This window comes from Stenotrophomonas sp. Y6, assembly GCF_022436665.1.
GTDB classification, from domain to species: Bacteria; Pseudomonadota; Gammaproteobacteria; order Xanthomonadales; family Xanthomonadaceae; genus Stenotrophomonas; species Stenotrophomonas acidaminiphila_A.
This window is the reverse complement of record NZ_JAKUKB010000006.1, coordinates 187196-209561: the sequence shown is the minus strand read 5'-3', so window position 1 is coordinate 209561 and position 22366 is coordinate 187196. Positions and strand designations below refer to the sequence as shown.

General features: G+C 70.7%; 22 protein-coding genes. 14 read left to right on the top strand and 8 right to left on the bottom strand.

Annotation, left to right across the window (positions count from 1 at the left end):
- Positions 1–581: 581 nt before the first annotated feature.
- Both MKP15_RS09285 and MKP15_RS09280 read right to left on the bottom strand, forming a co-directional pair.
- Positions 582–1577, bottom strand: coding sequence for an energy transducer TonB (locus tag MKP15_RS09285; protein WP_104939896.1), 996 nt, complete (start codon positions 1575–1577; stop codon positions 582–584).
- Between the two features lie 201 nt (positions 1578–1778).
- On the bottom strand, positions 1779–2360 hold the full coding sequence (locus tag MKP15_RS09280; RefSeq protein WP_104939895.1) for a TIGR00645 family protein: 582 nt from the start codon (positions 2358–2360) through the stop codon (positions 1779–1781).
- Positions 2361–2469: 109 nt separating this feature from the next.
- On the opposite strand from MKP15_RS09280, the gene MKP15_RS09275 reads away from it, so the two are divergent.
- From MKP15_RS09275 to MKP15_RS09255, 5 genes are all read left to right on the top strand, one after another.
- A complete protein-coding gene (locus MKP15_RS09275) occupies positions 2470–3159 on the top strand; it encodes a glutathione binding-like protein (RefSeq protein WP_240212519.1) in 690 nt (229 codons plus the stop codon).
- Between the two features lie 130 nt (positions 3160–3289).
- Positions 3290–3433, top strand: coding sequence for a hypothetical protein (locus MKP15_RS09270; protein ID WP_161615619.1), 144 nt, complete (start codon positions 3290–3292; stop codon positions 3431–3433).
- 86 nt (positions 3434–3519) lie between these two features.
- Positions 3520–5745, top strand: a complete 2226-nt coding sequence (locus tag MKP15_RS09265) for a S9 family peptidase (RefSeq protein ID WP_240212518.1) — start codon at positions 3520–3522, stop codon at positions 5743–5745.
- Between the two features lie 19 nt (positions 5746–5764).
- Positions 5765–6253, top strand: a complete 489-nt coding sequence (locus MKP15_RS09260) for a cytochrome c oxidase assembly factor Coa1 family protein (RefSeq protein ID WP_240212517.1) — start codon at positions 5765–5767, stop codon at positions 6251–6253.
- Between the two features lie 38 nt (positions 6254–6291).
- Positions 6292–8082: a DUF885 domain-containing protein gene (locus tag MKP15_RS09255; RefSeq protein ID WP_240212516.1), complete on the top strand. Its 1791-nt coding sequence runs from the start codon at positions 6292–6294 to the stop codon at positions 8080–8082.
- A 67-nt stretch (positions 8083–8149) separates the two neighbouring features.
- Here the strand turns inward: MKP15_RS09255 and MKP15_RS09250 are convergent, their stop codons facing one another.
- Positions 8150–8569: a hypothetical protein gene (locus MKP15_RS09250; RefSeq protein ID WP_104939887.1), complete on the bottom strand. Its 420-nt coding sequence runs from the start codon at positions 8567–8569 to the stop codon at positions 8150–8152.
- Positions 8570–8700: 131 nt separating this feature from the next.
- On the opposite strand from MKP15_RS09250, the gene MKP15_RS09245 reads away from it, so the two are divergent.
- The 4 genes from MKP15_RS09245 (at position 8701) to MKP15_RS09230 (ending at position 11261) form a co-directional block, all read left to right on the top strand.
- On the top strand, positions 8701–8949 hold the full coding sequence (locus MKP15_RS09245; RefSeq protein ID WP_161615614.1) for a hypothetical protein: 249 nt from the start codon (positions 8701–8703) through the stop codon (positions 8947–8949).
- A gap of 79 nt (positions 8950–9028) precedes the next feature.
- Positions 9029–9943 carry a bestrophin family ion channel gene (locus MKP15_RS09240; protein ID WP_240212515.1) on the top strand — a complete coding sequence of 305 codons (915 nt, stop codon included), beginning with the start codon at positions 9029–9031 and terminating at the stop codon, positions 9941–9943.
- A 26-nt stretch (positions 9944–9969) separates the two neighbouring features.
- On the top strand, positions 9970–10959 hold the full coding sequence (hemB, locus tag MKP15_RS09235; RefSeq protein ID WP_240212514.1) for a porphobilinogen synthase: 990 nt from the start codon (positions 9970–9972) through the stop codon (positions 10957–10959).
- A complete protein-coding gene (locus MKP15_RS09230) occupies positions 10959–11261 on the top strand; it encodes a DMAP1-binding domain-containing protein (protein ID WP_240212513.1) in 303 nt (100 codons plus the stop codon). Before hemB ends, MKP15_RS09230 begins: the two co-directional genes overlap by 1 nt.
- Before the next feature lie 461 nt (positions 11262–11722).
- On the opposite strand, the gene MKP15_RS09225 is transcribed toward MKP15_RS09230, so the two are convergent.
- Positions 11723–12604 (bottom strand): TolB-like protein, encoded by an 882-nt coding sequence (locus MKP15_RS09225; protein ID WP_240212512.1) that lies wholly within the window; start codon positions 12602–12604, stop codon positions 11723–11725.
- Positions 12605–12657: 53 nt separating this feature from the next.
- Between MKP15_RS09225 and aroE the strand changes: the two genes are divergently transcribed.
- Together aroE and MKP15_RS09215 are read left to right on the top strand one after the other, a co-directional pair.
- Entirely contained in the window at positions 12658–13506 is an 849-nt protein-coding gene (gene aroE / locus MKP15_RS09220; protein WP_240212511.1) for a shikimate dehydrogenase, read from the top strand.
- 5 nt (positions 13507–13511) lie between these two features.
- Positions 13512–13859, top strand: coding sequence for a hypothetical protein (locus MKP15_RS09215; protein ID WP_240212510.1), 348 nt, complete (start codon positions 13512–13514; stop codon positions 13857–13859).
- A gap of 296 nt (positions 13860–14155) precedes the next feature.
- On the opposite strand, the gene MKP15_RS09210 is transcribed toward MKP15_RS09215, so the two are convergent.
- A complete protein-coding gene (locus tag MKP15_RS09210) occupies positions 14156–14629 on the bottom strand; it encodes a transposase (RefSeq protein WP_240212509.1) in 474 nt (157 codons plus the stop codon).
- Positions 14630–15101: 472 nt separating this feature from the next.
- Here MKP15_RS09210 and dinG point away from each other — a divergent pair, with 472 nt between their 5' ends.
- On the top strand, positions 15102–17201 hold the full coding sequence (gene dinG, locus MKP15_RS09205) for an ATP-dependent DNA helicase DinG (protein WP_240212508.1): 2100 nt from the start codon (positions 15102–15104) through the stop codon (positions 17199–17201).
- Positions 17202–17264: 63 nt separating this feature from the next.
- On the opposite strand, the gene MKP15_RS09200 is transcribed toward dinG, so the two are convergent.
- The 3 genes from MKP15_RS09200 to MKP15_RS09190 all read right to left on the bottom strand — a co-directional run bounded on the left by MKP15_RS09200 (position 17265) and on the right by MKP15_RS09190 (position 19654).
- Positions 17265–17528, bottom strand: coding sequence for a hypothetical protein (locus tag MKP15_RS09200; RefSeq protein ID WP_104939881.1), 264 nt, complete (start codon positions 17526–17528; stop codon positions 17265–17267).
- 63 nt (positions 17529–17591) lie between these two features.
- Complete coding sequence (locus tag MKP15_RS09195; RefSeq protein ID WP_240212507.1) at positions 17592–18179, bottom strand: YdeI/OmpD-associated family protein; 588 nt, start codon at positions 18177–18179, stop codon at positions 17592–17594.
- Between the two features lie 95 nt (positions 18180–18274).
- Entirely contained in the window at positions 18275–19654 is a 1380-nt protein-coding gene (locus tag MKP15_RS09190) for an amino acid permease (RefSeq protein WP_161614463.1), read from the bottom strand.
- 231 nt (positions 19655–19885) lie between these two features.
- Here MKP15_RS09190 and MKP15_RS09185 point away from each other — a divergent pair, with 231 nt between their 5' ends.
- Both MKP15_RS09185 and MKP15_RS09180 read left to right on the top strand, forming a co-directional pair.
- Complete coding sequence (locus MKP15_RS09185; RefSeq protein ID WP_161614464.1) at positions 19886–21058, top strand: acyl-CoA dehydrogenase family protein; 1173 nt, start codon at positions 19886–19888, stop codon at positions 21056–21058.
- Between the two features lie 67 nt (positions 21059–21125).
- Entirely contained in the window at positions 21126–22355 is a 1230-nt protein-coding gene (locus MKP15_RS09180) for a CaiB/BaiF CoA-transferase family protein (protein WP_240212506.1), read from the top strand.
- The last annotated feature ends 11 nt before the right edge of the window (positions 22356–22366 follow it).

Sequence of the window (22366 nt, the reverse complement as noted above, 5' to 3'; positions counted from 1 at the left end):
GTTCCGTCTTCGTAGGTGCGCGGCTTGCCGCGCACGCTTCAATGTTTGCCGCGCACGCTTCACGCGCCGCGGCGAAGGCCCAGGCGGGGCAAGCCCCGCCGCTACGAATGGGAACGCTTCGGTCCCGCAACAAGAATGGAGGCCGGATCGCCCCGGGCCTTCCGCCCTCGTAGGTGCGCGGCTTGCCGCGCACGCTTCAATGCTTGCCGCGCACGCTTCACCTGCCGCGGCGGCAAGGTCCAGGCGGGGCGAGCCCCGCCTCTACGAATGGGAGCATTTTGGAGCATTCCGGACCCGCAACGAAATGAAGGCCCGGATCGTTCCGGGCCTTTCGTCCTCGTAGGTGCGCGGCTTGCCGCGCACGCTTCAATGCTTGCCGCGCACGCTTCACGTGCCGCATCGGCAAGGCCCAGGCGGGGCAAGCCCCGCCTCTACGGACGGAACATTCCGGACCCGCAACGAAATGAAGGCCCGGATCGCTCCGGGCCTTCCGCCTTCGTAGGTGCGCGGCTTGCCGCGCACGCTTCAATGCCCGGCGCACGCTTCGTCGCACACGCCTTCCGCCGGTAAGCCTCCTGCGGCTACTGGTTGGGCTGGAATGCCAGCGTGCGGCGGGTGGTGGTCGGGCTGGAAATCGGCTCGAAGCGCCAGCGCCGGACCGCGTTCAGCGCCTCGCGGTCGAATACCCGCGGCGGGTTGGCACGCAGCACGCGGGCATCGGTCACCGAGCCGTCGGTACCGATGGTGAGTTCCACCAGCACTTCGCCGGAAGTGCCCGACCGCAGCGCGTCGGCGGGGTAGCGCGGGGCCGGCGTGCTCACCGCGCGCAGGGTCGGCGCGGCCGCGGCCGGCTTCGGTGCGGCCGCCACCTGCTGCGCCGCGGCGCGGGCGTCGGCCTCGCGCTTGGCCGCGGCCTGGCGCTCGGCCTCCAGCCGCTCGCTTTCCTTGCGCGCCGCTTCCTGGCGCGCGGCCAGCTGCTGCGCGGCACTGGCCTCGGCGGCCTGCTGCTGTGCCAGCCGCTGCTGTTCGACCAGCTGCTTGGCGCGGTTCTCGGCGTCCTTCTTGACCTTGTCGGTCTCTTCCTGGGTGCGCTTGACCGCCACTTCCATGCCGCGGGTGATGCCCTGCTTCAGGCGCGGCAGCGCCGGTGCCGACGGGTCCACCTTCTCGATCAGCGCCACCAGGCGCTGCGCTTCGGGGAAGTCCTCGCGCGCCAGGCTCTGCTCGGCGGCGATCAGGGTGTAGGGCTGCAGGTCGGTCAGCGCGCTCTTGACTGCCGCGTCGTCGGGCAGCTTGTCGCGCAGGGCCAGGTAGTACTCCATGGCGTTGTCGCCGGCCGGCGCGTACATGCGGTTCTCGCGCAGTGCGGTGCTGGCCGAGTCGCGCAGCTGGTCGGTGCCCATCGACTGCACCTTGGCCGAAACCGCGGGCTCGGCGGGGGTCGCGGCGGGGCTGGCGGGCGTGCCGGCGGCAGCCGCCGGGGCGGAATCGTCCTTGCCCGAGCAGGCCGCCAGGGCGACGGCCAGCAGGGCGGGCGCCAGCAGGCGCGCTTTGCCGTGGATCGTGACGTACGACATCAATCTTCCCCTTGAATCGACGAACGCGAATGGTGGTTCGCCCGGGCCGTCATGGATGCGCGGCGTTTCCCCACGTCGGCCGGACCCGGTGCGAAGGGAGAATCTAGCATTGCCGCCCCGGGTTGCACGAGGCGGGGGGCGCATGGCGCTGCCGCCGATGGCCGCCGCACGGCGGGGCCAGCGGCCGCGCGGGGGCGTCGATCAGTGCCCGTTCTGTTTGGAATGCCCGTTGGACATCAGTTTGTCGGTCCAGGCGATGCCGACCGCCGACAGGATGAACACGCAGTGGATGATGGTCTGCCACATCACCCCGGTGGAGGTGAACTTGGTACACGCAACGCCCGTGGCCGCTTCCGACCCGCACAGCGGCAGCCCCAGCTGCCCGGCCTCGATGAAGGTCTTGAGCAGGTGGATCGAGGAGATGCCGATGATCGCCATCGCCAGCTTCACCTTCAGTACCGATGCGTTGACGTGGCTGAGCCACTCCGGCTGGTCCGGGTGACCCTGCAGGCCCAGGCGCGAGACGAAGGTCTCGTAGCCGCCGACGATCACCATCACCAGCAGGTTGGAGATCATCACCACGTCGATCAGGCCGAGCACGATCAGCATGATCTGCTGCTCGCCCAGGGCGTTGGCGTCGTGGATCAGGTGCCACAGTTCCTTGCCGAACAGGAACACGTAGACGCATTGGGCGATGATCAGGCCGAGATAGAGCGGCAACTGCAGCCAGCGCGAGGCGAAGATCAGGGCCGGGAGGGGGCTGAGCGGTTTGTGTTCGGACATGGCAGGAATGCTGCGTTGCGGGAAGGCGGCAGGTTAACGGTCGTCCGGTAGGCTGCCAAGCGTTACCGTATCGATCCCCGGTGACGGTTCCCCCCACGGAGACGCATTCATGATCGACCTCTATTACTGGCCCACCCCCAACGGCCACAAGATCACCCTGTTCCTGGAAGAGGCCGGGCTGCCGTACCGTCTGGTACCGGTCAACATCGGCAAGGGCGACCAGTTCCAGCCCGAGTTCCTCGCCATTTCGCCGAACAACAAGATGCCGGCGATCGTCGACCATGCACCGGCCGACGGCGGCGCGCCGCTGAGCGTGTTCGAGTCCGGCGCGATCCTGCTGTACCTGGCCGAGAAGACCGGCCGCTTCCTGCCGAGCGACCTGCGCGGTCGCGCCACCGCGCTGGAGTGGCTGTTCTGGCAGATGGGCGGGCTGGGGCCGATGAGCGGGCAGATGGGCCACTTCAACGTGTATGCGCCTGAGCGCATCGCCTATGCCATCGAGCGCTACGACAGCGAGGTACGGCGCCTGCACCGGGTGATGGACAAGCGCCTGTCCGAATCGGCCTACCTGGGCGGCGACGAGTACGGCATCGCCGACATGGCCAGCTACCCGTGGATCGGCGCCTACAGCAAGTTGCCGGCCGACTTCGACGCCTTCCCGCACCTGCACCGCTGGCACCAGGCCATCGCCATGCGCCCGGCCACGCAGCGCGCCTACGCGCTCGGCCCGACGGTGAACCCGGACGCCGGCAAGCCGCTGAGCGAGGAGGAGCGGCAGCACCTGTTCGGCAAGCGCTGAGCCGCGGTGCCGTGGCGGCCTGCGGCCAATGGCCGCAGGCCGGCCCGCCGTCCGGATTGATCCAACGCAAGGCCAGCCACGGCAGCCCTCCCTACGCTGCCTCTATCGACAACGGCACGGGGAGGGGACGATGCATCCGATACTGCGCGACATGCTGACGCAACCGGTGGGCTGGCTGACGATCTGCGGGGCGTTGATCATCCTGGGGATTCCGGTTTTCACGGTGTTCTTCATCCGTCGCCGGCTGCGCGAGGAGCAGCGCAACCAGCGCTGAGCCGCGGGCGGGACTGACGGCAGGGGGCAGGCGCGGGCGGGCTCGGCTAGGATGGTGCGATCCATGCTGTCCATGACAGGAAGCCCATGCGCCCCTTGTTCCTCGCCCTTGCCATGATGCTCGCCACGCCCGCCGTCCACGCCGAAAAACTCACCCTGGAAGCCATCACCGGCAGCGCGCCGCTGTCCGGGCCGACGCTGATGAAGCCCAAGGTGGCGCCGGATGGTTCGCGTGTGACCTTCCTGCGCGGCAAGGACAGCGACCGCAACCAGCTGGACCTGTGGGAATACGACATCGCCAGCGGCCAGACCCGGCTGCTGGTCGATTCCAAGGTGGTGCTGCCCGGCACCGAGACCCTGAGCGACGAGGAAAAGGCGCGGCGTGAACGCCAGCGCATCGCGGCGATGACCGGCATCGTCGATTACCAGTGGTCGCCCGATGCGAAGACCCTGCTGTTCCCGCTCGGCGGCGAACTCTACCTGTACGACCTGGGCCGGCAGGGCCGCGACGCGGTGCGCCAGCTCACCCACGGCGAAGGCTTCGCCACCGACCCGAAGATCTCGCCCAGGGGCGGGTTCGTCAGCTTCGTGCGCGAGCGCAACCTGTGGGTGATCGACCTGGCCAACGGCAAGCCGCTGCAGCTGACCCGCGACGGCAGCGCCACCATCGGCAACGGCGTGGCCGAATTCGTCGCCGACGAGGAAATGGACCGCCACACCGGCTACTGGTGGGCACCGGACGACTCGGCGATCGCCTTCGCCCGCATCGATGAATCGCCGGTGCCGGCGCAGAAGCGCTATGAGATGTACGCCGACCGCGTGGAGATGATCGAACAGCGCTACCCGGCGGCCGGCGACCCCAACGTGCGGGTCAAGCTCGGTGTGGTCGCACCGCGTGCCGGTGCCGCGCCGAAGTGGGTCGACCTGGGCAGGGAGCAGGACATCTACCTGGCCCGCGTCACCTGGCGCGACCCGCAGCGCCTGACCTTCCAGCGCCAGAGTCGCGACCAGAAGACGCTGGAACTGATCGAGACCACGCTGGCCGACGGCCGCCAGCGCACCCTGGTCACCGAGACCAGCCGGACCTGGGTGCCGCTGCACAACGACCTGCGCTTCCTCAAGGATGGCCGTTTCCTGTGGTCGTCCGAGCGCAGCGGCTTCGAACACCTGTACCTGGCCAGCGAGGACGGCGCCACGCTGACCCCGCTGACCTCCGGCGCCTGGCCGGTGGACGAATTGCTGGCGGTGGACGAGGACGCGGGCAAGGTCTATTTCCGCGCCGGGATCGAGTCGCCGCTGCACAGCGAGATCCATGCCGTGCCGCTGGCCGGCGGCGCGCCGGTGAAGCTCTCGCGCGCGGCGGGCATGCACAGCGCCGCGTTCGCCAACAACGCCAGCGTCTACGTGGACAGCTGGTCCAACAGCACCACGCCGCCGCAGATCGAGCTGTACCGCGCCAATGGCGAGAAGATCGCCACGCTGCTGGACAACGACCTGGCCGACCCGGCGCATCCGTACGCGAAGTACCGCGACGCGCAGCGGCCGGTCGAGTACGGCACGCTCACCGCCGCCGATGGCCGCACCGAGCTGCACTACAGCCTGATCAAGCCGGCCGGCTTCGACCCGGCCAAGCAGTACCCGGTGGCGGTCTACGTGTATGGCGGCCCGGCGTCGCAGACGGTCACCGACAGCTGGCCCGGCCGCGGCGACCACCTGTTCAACCAGTACCTGGCGCAGCACGGCTACGTGGTGTTCTCGCTGGACAACCGCGGCACGCCGCGCCGCGGCCGCGATTTCGGCGGCGCGCTGTATGGCGTGCAGGGCACGGTGGAAGTGGCCGACCAGCTCAAGGGCGTGGAATGGCTGAAGCGGCAGCCGTGGGTGGACGGTGCGCGCATCGGCGTGCAGGGCTGGTCCAACGGCGGCTACATGACCCTGATGCTGCTGGCCAAGGCGTCGGACCAGTACGCCTGCGGCGTGGCCGGCGCGCCGGTCACCGACTGGGGCCTGTACGACACGCACTACACCGAGCGCTACATGAACCTGCCGGCGGCCAACCCCGACGGTTACCGCGAAGGGCGCATCCTCACCCACATCGATGGGCTGACCTCGCCGCTGCTGCTGATCCATGGGATGGCCGACGACAACGTGCTGTTCACCCACTCGACCAATCTGATGAGCGCGCTGCAGAAGCGCGGCCAGCCATTCGAACTGATGACCTACCCGGGCGCCAAGCATGGCCTGTCCGGCAGCAACGCGCTGCACCGCTACCGCGTCGCCGAGGACTTCCTCGCGCGCTGCCTCAAGCCCTGAGCCGGACAGGAGGACACGGATGTCGTCACTGCCCCCGCCCCTGCCGGGCGCCCGCACGCCCGGCCAGCGGCCGCCGCGCAACTGGCTGCAACGCAACCTCAAGTGGGCGTTGCCGCTGTTCGTGCTGCTGATCGTCGGTGGCTGGTCGCTGACCTCGTGGATGGGCCTGCGGCAGATGGCCGCGCCGCTGGAGCGCAGCGAGCCCTACCGCGAGGCGCTGGCGCGCGCCGGCCGCGACCCGGAAGTAGCCGCGGCGCTCGGGCAGCCGCTGCGGGCCAAGCCGTTCCCGTTCGGCAGCATCAACCAGTTCGGTGATGACGGCGGCGCCGACATGGTGATCCGCATCCAGGGACCGCATGGCAGCGGCAAGCTCGACGTGCGCGCGCAACGCCGCCAGGGGCGCTGGTCCTACCCGCGGCTGCAGGCGGAACTGCCGGGCCGGCATGCGCCGGTGGACCTGCGCGACGACCGCGACCGCGACTGCGCGATCTTGCCCGGTTGCCGCTGACTGCGTAGGGTCACGGCTCCACCCCCGGAGCCGCGCGCATGAAACCGATCGTCCTCGCCGTCGCCCTTGCCCTGGCCACGCCATTGCCGCTGGCCGCGGCCACCACGCCGTCGTCCCCGGCGGCCACATCCGCGCCGGCCTGGGTGGCGCACAGCAACGCGCTGGCGCAGATCCTGCTGCGCACGCAGGCACCGTTCCGGCCGGAGATGGCCAGCTTCTTCGGCGTCCCGGGCTACGACGACAAGGTCGTCGACCTTGGTCCGGACAACGCCGCGCGCTACCGCGCCGCGCTGGAGCAGGCGCGTACCCAGCTGCGCGAAAAGCTCCAGCTCGAACGCGACCCCAACGTGCGCCAGGACCTGGAGATCATGATCGCCGCGGCCGGCCGCGGCATCGAGGGCAGCGCGCTCGAGGAGCAGCACCTGATGCCGTGGGTGGACGTGCCGCAGAGCGTGTTCGGCGGCCTCAACGGGCTGCTGTCCGACCAGGTGCCGGCGGAGCGCCGGGCCCGGGCGCTGGACCGGCTCAAGGCCTATATCGGCCAGGCCCCGGGCAGCCAGCCGCTGGCCACCCTGGCGCGGCAGCGCTACGCCGAGAAGAGCGGTACCCCGGGCCTGCTGCAGCCGACCCGGATCGAGGTCGAACAGGCCATCGCCAATGTGGATACCTACATCGACGGCATCGGCAAGCTGTTCGCAAAGTACGACATCAAGGGCGCGGACGCCGCGCTGGCCACCCTGGCCACGCAGATGAAGGAGTACATCGCATGGACGCGCCGGGACGTGTTGCCACAGGCGCGCACCGACACCCGCCTGCCGGCCGAGTTGTATGCCTTCCAGCTCAAGGACGTGGGCGTGGACATCGACCCGGCGCTGCTGGTGCAGCGCGCGCAGCTGGAATACATGGAAACCCGCGCGATGATGCGCCAGCTGGCGCCGCTGGTGGTGCAGGCCAAGGGCCTGAAGGTGGATGATGCCAACGACTACGCCGCGGTGATCCGCGCGCTGAAGCAGGACACGATCGGCAACGACCGCCTGGAGGCGCACTACCGCGGCATCATCGACGCCATCGACCCGATCATCCGCCGCCAGCGCATCGTCGACGTGCCGCAGCGCCCGCTGCAGATGCGCCTGGGCAGCGCGGCCGAGAGCGCCGCGTCGCCGGCGCCGCATTACCTGCCGCCGCCGCTGGTCGGCAACACCGGGCAGCAGGGCACCTTCGTGCTGCCGCTGGGCAACCCGGCCTCGGGCGGCAAGGCGCAGTACGACGATTTCAACTTCGGTTCGGCGGCGTGGACGCTGAGCGCGCACGAAGGCCGCCCGGGCCATGACCTGCAGTTCGCGGCGATGGTCGAGCGCGGCATCTCGCTGGCGCGCACGCTGTTCGCGTTCAACTCGGTCAACGTCGAGGGCTGGGCGCTGTACGCCGAGGCCGAGCTGGTGCCGTTCGAGCCGCTGGACGGGCAGATGATCGCGCTGCAGTTCCGGCTGCTGCGCGCCGCCCGCGCCATGCTCGACCCGATGCTCAACCTCGGCCTGACCGACCGCGAGCAGGCGCGCAAGGTGCTGGTGGAAGGCGTCGGCCTGTCCGAGGCCATGGCCACCCAGGAACTGGACCGCTACACCGTGCGGGCGCCGGGCCAGGCCTGCAGCTACTTCTACGGCTATACCCGGATCATGGAACTGCGCATGCGCACCGAGCTGGCGCTGGGCGACCGCTTCGACCGCTTGGCGTTCAACAACTTCCTGCTCGACCAGGGGCTGCTGCCGCCGGACCAGCTGGCCACCGCTGTGGACGAGGTGTTCATCCCGGCGCAGCGCCGCAGGTAAGCGTCATCGGCGCCGCTGCCCAAGTGGCGGCGGCGCCAGCCGCGACACCTGACCGGCGCCGCAGCGCCTACCTGGCGCCCGGCGGCACCCAGATCGCCACGCCGGCGGCGCGCTTCTGCTGGGTGGGGATGCCCACGCTCAGGCCCCCGCCACCATGTCGGCCGTAGCTGCCGCCGCCGACCGACATGCCCACCGGCGAGCCGCCGGCGCCCACCCCCATCAGGATCACGCCGTTGGCGCCCAGCGCCGCGGCCTCGCGCTTGAGCCGGGCAATGGCCGCATCGGTCTGGCCCTGGGTGCCGAAGCCGACCGCGCTGGAGGCCTCCAGCTGGGCGATCTCCACCGCGCCGGCCGGTGGCGTGGAATAGATCTGCACGCTGGCCGGGTCCACCGGCGCGCGCGCCTGGCCGAGCATGACCCGTGAGGTGCTGGCGCAGCCGCCGGTGGCCAGGGCGACGCCCAATGCGATGGCGAGCGGTAGTTTCATGGGTTCACTCCCGGGTGGGTGATGGCGGGATCATCGGCGCGCACGCGTGAATCGGCCGCGAACCGCGTGGAACGTTTGATCGCGGGGATTTCCGGGCTATCTTGCGCGCATCAACCAGCGGAGGGAACGACATGGGACTGATCAGCCTGGTCTGGGGCATCGTGGCGCTGCTGTGGATGGTGTTGGCCTTCATCCCGCTGCTGGGCTGGGGCAACTGGTTCCTGATCCCGTTCGCCGCGGTCGGCGCGGTCATCGCCGGCATCGGCCTGCTGTTCACCCGTGAGGGCAACCGCGGCCGCGCCAAGGCCGGGCTGCTGCTCAACGTGGCGGTGATCGTGGTCGGGGTGATCCGCCTGGGCCTGGGTGGCGGCCTGGTCTGACCGCGGGGCGTAGAATGGCGGACCCTGCCGGCTGACGGTCCGGCGCCCAGGGCCCGCAGCCGGCGCGACCCCCCCACCGATGATCATCCGACCCCGCCCCCGCGGCTGGCAGCTGCTGTACATCCTGCGCGGTTCGATCGTGCCGGCCATCGCCCCGCGGGTGCTGGCGATCGGGGTGCTGGCGGTGGCCGTGGCACTGCTGGCCAAGCTGCATCATCCATTCGCCGCCAATGGCCTGGCGGTGGCGCCGTTCACCCTGCTGGGGCTGGTGCTGTCGATCTTCCTGAGCTTCCGCAACAACGCCTGCCACGAGCGCTGGTGGGAAGGTCGCAAGCAGTGGGGGCAGCTGCTGGTCGAGACCCGCAGCTTCGTGCGCCAGGCCAACGCGCTGCTGGCCGACGACGCGCCGCTGTGCCGGCGGGTGTCGCGGCTGCTGGTCGGTTTCGCCCATGCCCTGGCCGCGCGCCTGCGCGGCCGCGACGCCGCCGCCGCGGCCGCGCCGTGGCTGGCGCCCGGGCAGCAGGCGCTGCTGCAGCGGCAGAACATCCCCGACGGCCTGCTGGCGCTGGTCGCCGCCGAACTGGCGGTGCCGCTGCGCGCCGGCCGCCTCGACCCTTACCTGTACGCCTGCTTCGAACAGCGCCTGCATGCGCTGTCCTCGGTGCAGGCGGCGTGCGAGCGCATCGCCGGCACGCCACTGCCGTTCGCCTACACCCTGCTGCTGCACCGCTGCGCGTGGCTGTTCTGCGTGCTGCTGCCGTTCGGCCTGGCCGGCGCGCTCGGCTGGGCCACGCCGGTGGTGTCGATGCTGCTGGCCTACGCGTTCTTCGGCCTGGACCAGCTCGGCGAGGAGCTGGAAGAGCCGTTCGGCCTGGAACCCAACGACCTGCCGCTGGACGCCATGGTGCGCACCCTCGAGATCGACGTACTCGACGCACTGGGCGAGCACCCGTTGCCCGAACCGCTGCAACCGCAGGGCTACCTGCTGCAATAGCCATCCCCCCCATCCGGAGTCCCACCATGTTCCACCCCCGTTACCGCCCGCGCCGCATGCGCCACGATGCCTTCTCGCGCCGGCTGATGCGCGAGAACACGTTCACCGCCGACGACCTGATCTGGCCGGTGTTCGTGCACGAGCTGGCCGGCCGCGCGCCGGTGGCATCGATGCCGGGCGTGGAACGCCTGTCCATCGACGAACTGCTGCGCGAGGCCGAGCAGGCGCTGGAACTGGGGGTGCCGGTGATCGACCTGTTCCCGGTGGTCGACCCGTCGTGCAAGTCGCTCGACGCCGCCGAGGCCTGGAACCCCGACGGGTTGGCGCAGCGCGCGGTGCGCGCGCTCAAGCAGCGCTTCCCCGAGCTGGGGGTGATGACCGACGTGGCCCTGGACCCGTTCACCGTGCACGGCCAGGACGGCATCATCGACGCGCGTGGCTACGTGCTCAACGACGTCACCGTCGATGCCCTGGTGAAGCAGTCGCTGTCGCATGCCGAGGCCGGCGTGGACATCGTCTCGCCCTCGGACATGATGGACGGGCGCATCGGCGCGATCCGCCAGGCGCTGGACGACGCCGGCCACATCAACACCCGCATCATGGCCTATTCGGCCAAGTACGCCTCGGCCTTCTACGGCCCGTTCCGCGATGCGCTGGGCAGCGCCGGCAACCTGGGCAAGGCCGACAAGCACACCTACCAGATGGACCCGGCCAACAGCGACGAGGCGCTGCGCGAGATCGCGCTGGACCTGGACGAAGGCGCGGACATGGTGATGGTCAAGCCGGGCATGCCGTACCTGGACGTGGTGTACCGGGTGAAGCAGGAGTTCGGCGTGCCGACCTTCGCCTACCACGTCAGTGGCGAGTACGCGATGCTCAAGGCGGCCGCCGCCAACGGCTGGCTGGACGAACGCCGCTGCGTGATGGAGACCATGATCGGCTTCAAGCGCGCCGGTGCCGACGGCGTGCTGACCTACTACGCGCCGCAGATCGCGCGCTGGCTGCGGGAAGGCTGATGGACGCGCCCGGCATGCAGCCCTGGCAATGGGTGGTGTGGGTGGTCGGGGTGACCGCGTTCGCGGTGGTGATCGGGCTGGTGATCGCCGCCGTGGTCCGCGCCGCGCGGCGACCGCCGGAGCTGCCGTCGGCCGCGCAACGGCTGCAGCGGCAATCACCGCTGCCACCGGAGGTCGAGGCACGGCTGCGCGAACTGGCCGGCCTGCGGCAGGCCGGGCGCATCGGTGAAGTGGAGTACGAGCGGCGGCGCGCCGAAGTGCTTGCCGGCAACCCGGCTCCCGGTAACGACCCCCAACCGTAGAGGCGGGGCCCGCCCCGCATGTGGCCTTCCCGGGGAAGCCCGTGCTCCGTAGATGCGGGGCTTGCCCCGCATGTGGCCCTCCGTGGATGGGCTTGCCGCGCATGTGGCCGTGCCGGTGAAGCCTGTGCCGGGCGAGCCCGGCACCTACGGGCCTGCTGCCACGATCCACGCATTCCGTGGATGCGGGGCCCGCCGCGCATGTGGCCGTGCCGGTGAAGCCCGTGCCGGGCGAGCGCGGCAGCTACGGGCCTGCTGCCCCAATCCACGCACTCCGTGGATGCGGGGCTCGCCGCGCATGTGGCCGTCCCGGGGAAGCCCGTGCCGGGCGAGCCCGGCACCTACGGGCCTGCTACCCCAATCCATGCACTGCGTAGATGCGGGGCTTGCCCCGCATGAACCTTGACCGTCCTCACCGCCGCGCGCCGCACGACGCATGCGCGGTGCCGGCGCGTTGGCTCCCGCTAGCGGCAGTCGCCGCTGCCGTCGCTGGCCGGCGCCCGCATCCGGTACAGGTCGAAGCCGCCGGCACGCGGCGCGCGCGCATGGCCGCTGACCAGCAGTTCGCCCGGGGTACTGGCGTCGACCAGCGCCGCCCGGGTATCGCCCTCGGCGCTGTTGAACGACAGCGCCAGCGGTTGCGCCGCGCTCCACTGTCCCTGGTGGCAGTGCGACAGCTGCAGCTGCGCGCGCCTTTCGCCCTTGCCGCGTGCGAACACCACCGCGCGCCCACCGGCCAGCCAAGCGCCGTCCAGTTCGTCGTCGGCACCGTTGAGGCCGGTCATCGGCTGCGGCGCGGCGAACCCGTCGCCGGCACGGTGCGCGCGCCACAGGTCCCAGCCGCCGGCGCCGCCCGCGCGGTCGCTGGCCAGCAGCAGGCTGCCGTCGTGGTCGTGCACGGCCGGCGAGCGTTCGTGGTCGGCGCCATTGATGGCCGCGCCCAGGTTCTGCGCCGGGCCGAAGCCGCCGTCGTCGCGCAGCGCCGCGCGGTACAGGTCGAAGCCGCCATGGCCGCCCTTGCGGTTGGAGGCGAAGTACAGCCAGCGGCCGGCGGCATCCAGGAACGGATCGACCTCATCGGCCGCGGTGTCCAGTGGCAGCGGGCGCGGGTCGCTCCAGCGCGCGTCCTGCCAGGTGGCCTGCCACAGGTCCCAGCCGCCTGCGCCACCGTCGCGGTTGCTGGCCCAGACCAGGCGCCGGCCATCGGCCGAGCGCGTGGCGCGCAGCTCGTCGGCACGGGTGGACACCACGCCGATGCCTTCGATGCCGAACTCCGCCAGTGCCGTCACCCGCGGTGCAAAGAGTAGACTCATGGACAGCGCGAGCAGCAGCGATCGGGTCCGCATGGAGGTTCCGCAAGCCAGGGATCGCGCCAGTCTAGGTCATGCAGAGGATCACCATGAGCGTCGCCCGCTACGCCGTCTTTGGCCACCCCATCGCCCATTCGCAGTCGCCGCACATCCACGCCGCCTTCGCCAGGGCGCAGGGGATCGAGATCGATTACCGCGCCATCGATGCCACCGCGCAGGATTTCACCGCGGCGCTGGACGCGTTCGCCGCCGACGGCGGGGTGGGCGCCAACGTGACCCTGCCGCACAAGGAAGCGGCGTTCGCGCTGTGCGCCACCACCACTTCGCGCGCGCAGCGTGCCGGCGCGGTCAACACCCTGCTGCGCAAGGGCGAGCGCTGGCATGGCGACAACACCGACGGCATCGGCCTGGTGCGCGACCTCACCGGCCGCAACGGGCTGGACCTGCGCGGTCGCCGCGTGCTGCTGCTCGGCGCCGGTGGCGCCGCGCGCGGCGTGGCCCCGGCGCTGCTCGACGCCGGCATCCTCGAACTGGTGGTGGCCAACCGCACCCCGGAGCGCGCCGATGCGCTGGTGGACGCGATGAGCGAACCGGGCCGCGTCATCTCGGCCTATTGGGACGCACTGCGCGAGCAGGGCGACTTCGAGCTGATCATCAACGCCACCTCGGCCGGCCGGGGCGAGGGCGCGGCCTTCACCCTGCCGCTGTCGCTGGTCAACAGCCTGACCACCGCGGTCGACCTGAACTACGGCGAGGCGGCGATTCCTTTCCTGGCCTGGGCGCGCGCGGCCGGGTGCCGCAATGAGTTCGACGGCCTGGGCATGCTGGTGGAGCAGGCGGCGGAAAGCTACCAGCAGTGGCACGGGGTGCGCCCGGAGACCGACGCGGTCTACGCCGGGCTGCGCGCACGCGCCGCCACCCTGGTCACCGCGGACTGAGCGGCGTGGACCAGACGCAATTGCTGGGCTCGCTGCTGGTATCGGTGGGCTACCGCCTGCCGGTGATGGTCGCGCTGGGCGTGGCGCTGGTCCTGCTGCTGGGGGCGCCGAAGGCGGTGGCGCGCAGCGCCGCGCTGTGGGCGCTGGCGATCCTGATGGCGAGCACGCTGTCCGGCGCGGTGCTGGCGGTGTTGCCGCTGCTGCTGATCGCCGCGGGCAACTTCGATGGCATCGCCGCGCTCAATACCGCGCTGGGCGTCGGCCACTTCGCGGTGTCGCTGCTGGAAGCCGGCGGCTTCGTGCTGTTGGCCTGGGCGCTGGCCAGGGCCCTGCGCGGGCCGGCGAAAGCCTGAGCTGCCACGCGTGGCCGCGAACCTGTGCCGGGCGAGCCCCTGTGCCGGGCAAGCCCGGCACCTACGGGGTGCGTGCCGACGTCGGGGTGTTTCATACCGAAATCCATGGCCGGGGGCGGCGTGTTTCCTGACGGAATCCATGCCCCCGTAGATGCGGAGCTTGCCCCGCATGAAGCTGCGCCGGTGAAGCCCCCGTACCGGGCAAGCCCGGCACCTACGGGTGCGTGTCGGGGTCGGCGTGTTTCGTGCCGGAATTCATGCGCCCGTAGATGCGGGGCTTGCCCCGCATGAAACGTCTATAGACCATCAAGTCCAATGGGAGGCGGAACCCAATGGCACCCCCAGTGTGGATATTCGCGGACATCGGTGACCAGCCCCGCTCGCACCGGGTTGGCGAGGATGTAGCGTGCCTGTATCAGCAGGTCTTCGTCGTGGCGCAGGCAATGGTCGTAGAAGCCTGGCTGCCAGATCGCGCCGCTCTGCCCGCGCGCGCGATTCATGGCCCTTGCGGACCGTGACTTGAAGCGGCGCAGGCAAGCGGAAAGCTCACCATGGTCGAGGGTGAACAACCAATGCAGGTGGTCGGGCATCGCTACCCAGGCGTGGGTCTGGCTGCCGCCCTCCAGATCGCTGCGGCGTACTTGCCCGCGGACGATCTCGGCCAACGCGGCATCCCGGAACAGGGCCTGCCGGTGGTGCGTGACCACGGTGACGGCATAGACGGCGCCCTGCACGGAGTGGCGGCCTTTTCGGAGCTTTGGGCTGGGCATGGCGGCACCGTATCGACCAGTGGCGACGGCGTGTATCAGTGAGCTCCGCGGTCTTTGTCGGAGTGCCACGCGCAGGCGCATGCCTGTCATGGATGCGGGGCCCCGGCATGAAGCCGCGCCGGTGAAGCCCGTGCCGGGAGAGCCTCTGTGCCGGGCAAGCCCGGCACCTACGGAATGCATGCCGGGGTCGGCGTGTTTCATGCCGGAATCCATGCCCGCCGTAGACGCGGGGCTTGCCCCGCATGAAGCCGGGCCGGTGAAGCTCCGTGCCGCGCAAGCCCGGCACCTACGGAATGCTTGCCGGGGTCGGCGTGTTTCCTGCCGGAATCCATGCGCCCCGTAGATGCGGGGCTTGCCCCGCATTAAGCCGGGCCGGTGAAGCCCCATGCCGGGCAAGCCCGGCATCTACGGGGCATGTGCCGCGCCGGTATGGGAAAATGCCGGGCATGAAGGTAGCAGGCGGCAGGTCGGCGTGACGGAGAAAGTGGAAGCGCCGCGTGCGTTGACCGAGGAAGTGAAGACGGCCATCCGCGACGCCTACGCGAAGCTGCAGGCCAACACGCCCGGATTCAGCACGCGGCGCTCGCAGAGCCAGATGATCGGCGTGGTCTCGCGCGCGCTGGCCAGCGGTGGCGTGGGCGTGGTCGAGGCGCCGACCGGGGTCGGCAAGAGCCTGGGCTACCTGACCGCCGGCGTGCCCATCGCGCTGGCCTCGAAGAAGAAGCTGGTGATCAGCACCGGCACGGTGGCGCTGCAGTCGCAGCTGGTCGAGCGCGACATTCCCAGTTTCCTCAAGGCCACCGGCCTGCAGGCCACGGTGGCGCTGGCCAAGGGCCGCACCCGCTACCTGTGCACGCGCAATGCCGCCGAAGCGCAGGGCGAAGGCGCGCAGGAGGGCATGTTCGGCGACGAAGTGCTGCTCTACGAGCGGCCGCTGGCGCCGATCGAGATGGACGTGGCCGGCCGGCTGGTGCGGGCCTTCAGCGAAGGCCGCTGGAACGGCGACCTGGACAATGCGCCCGAAGCGGTCACGCCCGGCCTGCGCCTGCGCATCACCACCCCGGCCTCGGGCTGCGCCGGGCGCCGCTGTGCCTATTCGACCCAGTGCCCGGTGCTGCGCGCGCGCAACGAGGTGCGCGAGGCGCAGATCGTGGTGACCAACCACGCGCTGCTGCTGTCGGCGCTGTCCATCGGCGAATCCGACAACGGCCAGCCGCTGATCGCCGCGCCCGCCGACATGCTGCTGGTGCTGGACGAAGGCCACCACATCGGCAACGTCGCCATCGACCAGGGCGCGGCCAGCCTGCCGCTGGATGACATGGCGCGGCGCACCGGGCGCCTGCAGATCATCATCGCCGGCGCCTACCGCGCGGTGGACAAGGACAGGATCGGCAACCTGCTGCCGAACGAGGCGATCGACGCCGCGGCGCGCGTGGCCAAGCTGCTCAAGGCGTTCGCCGACGGCATCGCGCAGGTGTGGACGCCGGCGCCGGACGAACGCGAGCCGCTGTGGCGCGCCGCCAACGGCCGCCTGCCGGAGGCCTGGCGGCAGCCGGTCGAGGAACTGGCCGACGAGACCCGCACCCTGCTCAACTGGGCCACGGCCGCGGCCGCGCAGGTGGCCAAGGGCAAGCCCGAGGACGCCGCCCACGAGCGCCTGCAGCGCAGCCTGGGCATGGCGCTGGAGATGATCCAGCAGCAGTACGACCTGTGGGCCGGCTGGCGCCGCGAGGACAAGGAAGGCCAGCCGCCGATGGCGCGCTGGATCACCCTGACCCGCGACGGCGAGCATGTGCTGCACTGCTCGCCGGTGTCGGCGGCGATGGTGCTGCGCAAGCTGTTGTGGGACGAAGTGGATTCGGTGGTGATGACCTCGGCCACGCTCACCGGCGGCGGCGATTTCCAGGCGTTGGCCATCGACAACGGCATTCCGGCCGAGGCGGAAATGGTGTCGCTGGCCTCGCCGTTCGACCTGCCCAACCAGGCGCAGCTGGTGGTGCCGCCGTTCCCGGTGACGCCGGACGACCGCGAGCGCCACCCGAAGGAGGTGGCGAAGTACCTGGCCGCCGAGCTGGACTGGGACAAGGGCAGCATCGTGCTGTTCACCTCGCGCTGGAAGATGGAGAAGGTGGCCGAGCTGATGCCGGCCACGCTGCGCCGGAAGGTGCTGGTGCAGGGCGAAGGCGCCAAGCAGAAGATGATCGACGAGCACCTGCGCCGCACCGCCGCCGGCGAGGGCTCGGTGCTGTTCGGGCTCAATTCGTTCGGCGAGGGCCTGGACCTGCCGGGCGAGGCCTGTACCACGGTGGTCATCACCCAGGTGCCGTTCGCGGTGCCGACCGATCCGCAGACCTCGACGTTGAGCGAGTGGTTCGAGAGCCGCGGGTTGAATTCCTTCAACCTGATCGCGATCCCGCATGCGCTGCGCACGCTGACCCAGTTCGCCGGGCGCCTGATCCGCACCTCCACCGATACCGGGCGCGTGGTCATTCTCGATTCGCGGCTGCTCACGCGCCGCTACGGCAAGCGCATCATCGACGCGCTGCCGCCGTTCAGGCGGGTGATCGGCTGACGCCGCTGGCCGCGTGCCGGCGCCGCTTCGGCGGCACCGGCGCGGCGCCGCGAAGGGCGTGCTTCATTCCTCGCGCTTGTTCAGCGCCGAGGTCACTGCCGCGGCGTCCTCGCGCGACAGGAACAGGTATTCCAGCTCGCAGCCGCCGAACCTGTCCTCCAGCTCCTGCATGCGCACCGGGTGGCTGCCGAACCGGTAGTGCTGGCTGTCGTTGTCGGTGTCCTGGACCAGGTAGACGCCGAAGGAAGGGGGATTGGTGAGGGTGCCTTCCAGCTTGACGGATGACGGGTCTATGGCGCGCTGGATGAGGTCTTCAAGGTCGGTCATGGCGTTGCGTGGGGAGTCGTGTCGTACTTTCGGGGGCAAGTGGAATCGTTGGCGGGGCCGGCGTCAATGCCTTTCGTGTTTCCAGTGGCGGCGCTTGCCCTGGGCCAGCCATTCGATGGCCTGGGCGATGCGCTGCTGGCGGGTGGTTTCGCGCCTGGCCTGGCCGATCCATTCCAGGTAATCGCGGCGGGCGCCGGGCGCGAAGCCGTCGAACGTGGCCCTGGCCTGTGGCGCCGCGGCCAGCGCCTGGGCGAACGCCGGCAGCATGGGTAGCGGCGGCCGCGGCGCGCGCTTGAGGACGGGCGCGCCGCCCTCGATGCGCTGCATGGCCTGGTGCAGCTGGGCGGCGAACCCCCGCCTGGCGGGCAGGTCGGCGACCGAGCGCAGCCGCCCGTACTGGCCCATGCCCCCGCCGGCACCGCTGTCCCCGGCGTCCCGCGCCCACAGGTTCAGCGCGGCGTGCGCCTTGAACGCGGCCATTCCGCACAGCAGCCGGCCACGGTGCAGGAAGGCCGGCATGCCCCATCTGATGGCTTCTTCCACCCCGGGGCAGGCCGCGTGCACGCGCTGGCGGATCTCACGCAGGATCGGCTGCGCGAAGGCGGCGGCGCGGGCGATGTAGGCGTCGACACGGGGATCGGGCGTGGGCATGGCGCGGGTCTCGGATGGGCGGAGCCTGCCGCCCCCCGCGCGCCAATACAAGCCTGGCCTGGACGGGCCCGGTTCGCGCGGGCCCGGTGGCGTCGTCAGCCGCCGCGGAAGCGCCGCGCCAGCGCGTTGAACACGGCGATGGCGGCGGTCAAGGCGGCCATCGACAGGAACTGCAGGCGGGTCTCGGGCGCCGACAGCAGCAGCGCGAAGATCAGCACCAGGATCGCCAGCGCCAGTACCGTCAGGTAGGGGAAGCCGGCCATGCGGAACGGCAGCGGCGTGCCCAGGCGCTCGGCGCGGCGCCGCAGCACCAGCTGCGAGACTAGGGTGATGGTCCACACCAGCAGGCAGGTCGAACCGACCACGTTCAGCAGCACCGGCAGCACCCGGTCCGGATACAGCAGCTCCAGCACGGTGGCGGCGAAGCCGAACAGCACGCTGGCCAGCACCGCCAGCACCGGGACCTGGCGGCGGCTGACCCGGGCCAGCCCGCGTGGCGCCTCGCCGCGCGCCGCCAGCGAATGGATCATGCGCGAGGCGCCGTAGAGATTGGCGTTGAGCGCCGACAGCAGCGCGATCACCGCGATCAGGGTGATGGCGGTGGCCGCGCCGGGGATGTTGGCGACCTGCAGCACCGCCGCGAACGGCGACTTCAGCGATTCGCTGGTCCACGGCACCACCGCGATGATCACCCCGATCGAGCCGATGTAGAACACCAGGATGCGCCAGGCCACGGTGCGGATCGCGCGCGCCAGGCTGCGTTCCGGGTCCTGGGTCTCGGCCGCGGCGACGGCCACGATCTCGGTGCCGCCGAAGGCGAACACCACCACCAGCAGTGCCGCGCCGATGCCGGCCAGGCCATTGGGCGCGAAGCCGCCGTGCCCGAACAGGTTGGACAGGCCGGGCGAGGGCACGCCGGGCAGCAGCCCGCACAGCAGCGCGATGCCGATCACGATGAAGGCGACGATCGCGGCGACCTTGAGGATGGCGAACCAGAATTCGAACTCGCCGTAGTTGCGCACGCCCATCAGGTTGATGACGGTGAAGGCCACCATGAATGCCAGCGAGGTCAGCGGCACCGACAGCTGCGGCCACAGCGTGGCCAGCAGGCCGGCGGCGCCGACCGACTCGGCCGCGATCACGATCACCAGCTGCACCCACCACAGCCAGCCGATGGTGGCGCCGGCGGTGGCGCCCAGCGCATCGGCCGCGTAGACCGAGAACGCACCGCTGGCCGGGCGCGCCGCGGCCATTTCGCCCATGGCGTGCATCATGATGATCACCAGCGTGCCGGCGACCAGGTAGGACAGCAGCACCGCCGGGCCGGCGGCATGGATGCCCACCCCCGAGCCCAGGAACAGGCCGGCGCCGATCGCGCTGCCCAGGCCCATCATGATCAGCTGGCGCGGTTTGAGCGCGCGTTCCAGTTTCTGCGACGGCGGAGCCGGGGCGGCGACGGACGGGTTGGCGGGCATCGGCGGGCTTCGGAGGGCGGAAAGGGCGACACCATACCGCGTCGGCCGCGTGCCGTGCCTGTTCCGTTGGTTGGGCCGGCCCGCGCCCGGCGGGGGGGTATGGAGGCCGTTGCCGGGCCGCCGGTGGCGGCCAGCCCCGGGTCCACGTGCGCTCGCAGCGACTTTCCCCGTGCGGATGGACTACCTTATTCATCCACCTTCCCGGCCGTGATGGCACTTTCCGAGACAGCAATGACTTTGAAGACCCTCAACCCCTTCGACCTGTTCGATGTGCGTTCGCTGCTGAGCGAGGAAGAGCGCGCCGTGCAGGACTCCGTTGCCCGCTTCACCGACGAACGCGTGCTGCCGATCATCGGCGACTGTTTCGACCAGGGCCGCTTCCCCGACGAGCTGATCCCCGAGATCGCCGACATGGGCCTGCTGGGCAGCACGCTGCCGGAGCAGTACGGCGGCGCCGGACTCAATGGCGTCAGCTACGGCCTGATCTGCCAGGAGCTGGAGCGCGGCGATTCCGGCCTGCGCAGCTTCGTCTCGGTGCAGAGCTCGCTGTGCATGTACCCGATCTACGCCTACGGCTCGGAAGAGCAGCGCATGCGCTGGCTGCCGGACATGGCGCGCGGCAAGGTCATCGGCTGCTTCGGCCTGACCGAGGCGCATGGCGGCTCGGACCCGGCCAGCATGAAGACCCGCGCGGTCAAGGACGGCGGTGACTGGATCATCAACGGCTCCAAGATGTGGATCACCAACGGCTCGGTGGCCGACATCGCCATCGTCTGGGCCAACACCGACGAGGGCGTGCAGGGCTTCGTCATCGAGAAGGGCACCCCGGGCTTCACCGCGCAGGAGATCAAGCACAAGATGAGCCTGCGCGCCTCGGTGACCGGCGCGCTGTTCTTCGACAACGTGCGCGTACCCGACGCCAACCGGCTGCCCAACGTAAAGGGGCTCAAGGGCCCGCTGGGCTGCCTGACCCAGGCCCGCTACGGCATCACCTGGGGCCCGCTCGGCGCGGCCATCGCCTGCCTGGACGAAGTGCTGGCCTACACCAAGGAGCGCATCCTGTTCGGGCGTCCGGTGGCGGCCACCCAGAGCGCGCAGATCAAGATGGCCGACATGGCCCGGCGCATCACCGCCGGCCAGCTGCTGGTGCTGCAGCTGGGCCGCCTGAAGGATGCCGGGGAAATGCAGCCGCAGCAGGTGTCGCTGGCCAAGTGGAACAACTGCCGCCTGGCCATCGACATCGCCCGCGAGTGCCGCGACCTGCTGGGCGGCGCCGGCATCACCACCGAGCACGCGGCCATCCGCCATGCGCTGAACCTGGAGTCGGTGATCACCTATGAAGGCACCGAAACCGTGCACCAGCTGGTGGTCGGCCGCGAACTGACCGGCATCAACGCGTTCTGAGCGGTATCGCGACGAACGCTGGACGCCCCGGAAGCCGCGCTTCCGGGGCGCAATGGGGAACACCGCGATGAACCTGCTCGACGGCGTGCGCGTGCTCGACCTGTCGCGCATCCTGGCCGGGCCGTGGGCCACCCAGGTGCTGGCCGATTTCGGCGCCGATGTCATCAAGGTCGAGCGCCCGGGCGTGGGCGACGACACCCGTGGCTGGGGGCCGCCGTTCCTCAGGGACGCCGCGGGCAATGACACCACCGAGTCGGCGTACTACCTGTGCGCCAACCGCGGCAAGCGTTCGGTCGCCATCGACTTCACCCAGCCGCAGGGGCAGGCGCTGATCCGCGCGCTGGCCGCGCGCTGCCAGGTACTGGTGGAAAACTACAAGGTCGGCGGGCTGGCGAAGTACGGGCTGGACTACGCCAGCCTGCGCGCGCTCAACCCGGCGCTGGTGTACTGCTCGATCACCGGTTACGGCCAGGACGGGCCTTACGCGCGACGCGCCGGCTACGACGCCGCCATCCAGGCCATCGGCGGATTGATGAGCGTGACCGGTGAACCCGACGACGCGCCCGGCGGTGGCCCGCAGAAGGTGGGCGTGGCCGCGACCGACCTGATGACCGGCATGTACGCGGCCACCGCGATCCTGGCGGCGCTGCGCCATGCCGAACGCACCGGCCAGGGCCAGCAGATCGACCTGGCGCTGCTGGACACGCAGGTGGCGTGGCTGGCCAACCAGGCGTCCAACTGGCTGGTCGGTGGCCAGGTGCCGGGCCGCCAGGGCACCGCGCACCCGAACATCGTGCCGTACCAGGTGATGCCGGCGGCCGATGGCCATTTCATGCTGGCGGTGGGCAACGACGCGCAGTTCGCGCGCCTGTGCGAGGTGATCGGCACCCCGGAGCTGGCCGCCGATGCCCGCTATGCGACCAACAGCGGGCGGGTGGCGCATCGCGCCGCACTGGTGCCGCTGCTGCAGCAGCGGCTGCGCACGCGCAGCGCCGGCGAATGGCTGCAGGAGCTGGAACGGGCGCAGGTGCCGGCCAGCCCGGTCAACCGCGTCGACCAGGTCTTCGACGATCCGCAGGTCCGCGCGCGCGGACTGCGCATCGACCTGCCGCATGCGGCGGGCGGCAGCGTGCCGGGGGTGCGCAACCCGGTGCGGTTCTCGGCTACGCCACTGCAGTACCGGCAGGCCGCCCCGGTGCTGGGGCAGCACACCGCGCAGGTGCTCGAAGAGGTGCTGTCGCTCGATGCCGGCCGCCTGCGGGCGTTGCAGGCGGCGGGCGTGGTGGGCGGCGGGTGAGTCCGCCGCCA